The following is a 2,432-nucleotide window of genomic DNA, read 5'->3' on the forward strand; positions in this document are numbered from 1 at the left end:
GCCCGCGGCAAGGATGAACTAGGCCGGCTCGCGCAGCGTTTTGAAAGAATGAGCGGGGCCATCAAGCAGAAGATCCAGAAGATCAACGAGATCAACGCCTCCCTGGAACAGACCGTCGACGAGCGAACCGCGGAACTCGTCAGCAGGGAGCAGGAGTCGCGAACGTTGATTGAGAACTCTCCGGACACCATTACCCGCTACGATCGAGACCTTCGCCGCACTTACGCCAATCCCGCCTTCTGCAACTCGGCAGGCTGCAGCCTCGCCGAAGCGCTCGGCAAGCGGCCCTCGGAAGTCCCCGGCGGCGCCAATGCGCTGATCTACGAAGAGAAGATCAGCGAAGCCATTTCAAGCGGGAAAAGTGGGCAATTCGAGCTGAGATGGCGCAACAGGGATGGACAGGAGCATTGCACCCATATCCGCCTGACGCCAGAGATTGACCGGTCCGGCACGGTGAACTCGGTGCTGGCCGTGGGCCGTGATCTATCGGACCGGATGGCATTCGAGGCGACAATCTGGAAACAGGCCAATTTCGATGCGCTGACCCATCTCCCGAACCGCCAGATGTTTCACAGCCGTCTGGAGCACGAAGCCAGCATAGCGCATCGCTCCGGGCAGCATATGGCCTTGATGCTGATTGACCTGGATCGCTTCAAAGAAGTCAATGACTCCTTGGGGCACGACACAGGAGACATCCTGCTGATCGAGGCGGCCAGGCGCATCATTTCGTGCGTGCGCGAATCGGACATCGTCGCTCGCCTTGGCGGCGACGAGTTCACCGTCATTCTGCCCAACACGGACGATACCGAAAGCGTTGAACGGATCGCAACGGCCATCATCCGCAAGCTGGCCGAGCCGTTCGCGCTCGGCGCGGATGAGGCGTTCATCTCCGCCAGTGTTGGCGTCACGCTTTACCCCGACGACACCAGCGAACTGGATATTCTCTTCAAGAATGCCGACCAGGCCATGTATGCGGCCAAGAACGCCGGGCGCAACCGCTTCAGCTACTTCACGCCCGACTTGCGCGTCGTCGCAGAAAAGCGCCTGCGTCTCACCAGCGATCTACGTGCCGCCCTGCCTGGCGGACAGTTCCAGCTCTACTACCAGCCCATCGTAGACCTGGCCACCGGGGAAATCCGCAAAGCCGAGGCACTGATCCGCTGGTTGCACCCCGAACGCGGCACCATCAGTCCGCTGGACTTCATTCCACTGGCCGAGGACACGGGGCTCATCGTTCCGATCGGGGATTGGGTGTTCAAGCAGGCCGTGCACCAGGCCCGCCAATGGCGCGGCCGATTCCATCCGTCGTTCCAGATCAGCGTCAACATGTCGCCGATGCAGATTCGGCTAGACGGCCAGGTTTGTACGCGATGGTCCGACTATCTCATGCGCGAAGGGATGCCGGGGCAGAGCGTTGTGGTTGAAATCACCGAGGGCCTGTTACTGGATGCCGAATTGAACGAGAAGCTGTTGACCTTCCGTGACGCGGGAATCGGCATCTCGATCGACGACTTCGGCACCGGCTACTCGTCCCTGGCCTATCTCAAGCGCTTTGACATCGACTACCTCAAGATCGACCGCTCATTCGTGCAGAACCTCGGCTCTGACGGCGACAATCAGGCGCTTTGCGAAGCCATGGTCATGCTGGCGCACAAACTGGGATTGAAGGTCATTGCCGAGGGGGTGGAGACGACAGAGCAACGCGATTTTCTCAGCGCCGTGGGTTGTGATTTTGCCCAGGGCTTTTTGTATTCCCGGCCGGTTCCGCCTGATCAGTTTGAAGGCTTGGTCTGGCCGGATATCGAGAAAAGGCCGGGTAGCCAGGACCGCGCCACGCTTTAGTGGCTGAAGGAGCCGGCCCGCCCGAACATGCAACATCTGGGTTTCGCCTTCACCCTGTAGCGGCAGCGCTAACTCAATCCGAGAACCGGAGAAATTCGGGCGGCCCCTCCTAAGTAGGGGTGCAAGCCCGCGTGGTGCTGCCGATAGGATAGTGTTCCGCAGGCATGTTCTAGCTGGCGAATACGCTCTTCTATCTGGATAGCTGGTCAATTATTGCTCTGTTCACCACGCTGGCCGTTCACTTGCCGAACAGGAACTTTGCCGTACGAGGGGTAGGCGAGGACCCTCGCAATATCTGGACTCGGGAGTTTTCGAACGGGATGGTAACGTTTGAGGCAGGTCCCTTTAACGAATAGGCGATTCGCCTCCGCGATCCGGAATTTACTTCACAAGCAACTCGCCAACACCATGAAATCCTATCTTGGATCTGCCATCCGCCTGCTTTCCGTAATGATGGCTTTGGTCCTGTCTGCCTGTTTACCTACAGAGTCCGCCCCGAATACGGTGTCGTTCAAAATCGCCGAGATCTCCAGCAGAACGGTTGGGGACCTTCAGGAAAAAACCTGGATGGCTACCCATGAGTCGTGGGG

The 2,432-nt window shown here is 58.9% G+C and carries 2 protein-coding genes; both read left to right on the forward strand.

What is annotated here, in order from left to right:
• Positions 1–1,842 (forward strand): putative bifunctional diguanylate cyclase/phosphodiesterase (locus tag AC1DS3_RS37765; protein ID WP_477129267.1); only part of this gene is annotated, 1,842 nt, incomplete at its 5' end.
• 408 nt (positions 1,843–2,250) lie between these two features.
• Positions 2,251–2,432, forward strand: a 182-nt coding sequence (locus AC1DS3_RS37770) for a hypothetical protein (protein ID WP_477129268.1), incomplete at its 3' end; no start/stop codon positions are given.

Source organism: Cupriavidus sp. 01L46 (assembly GCF_056399905.1).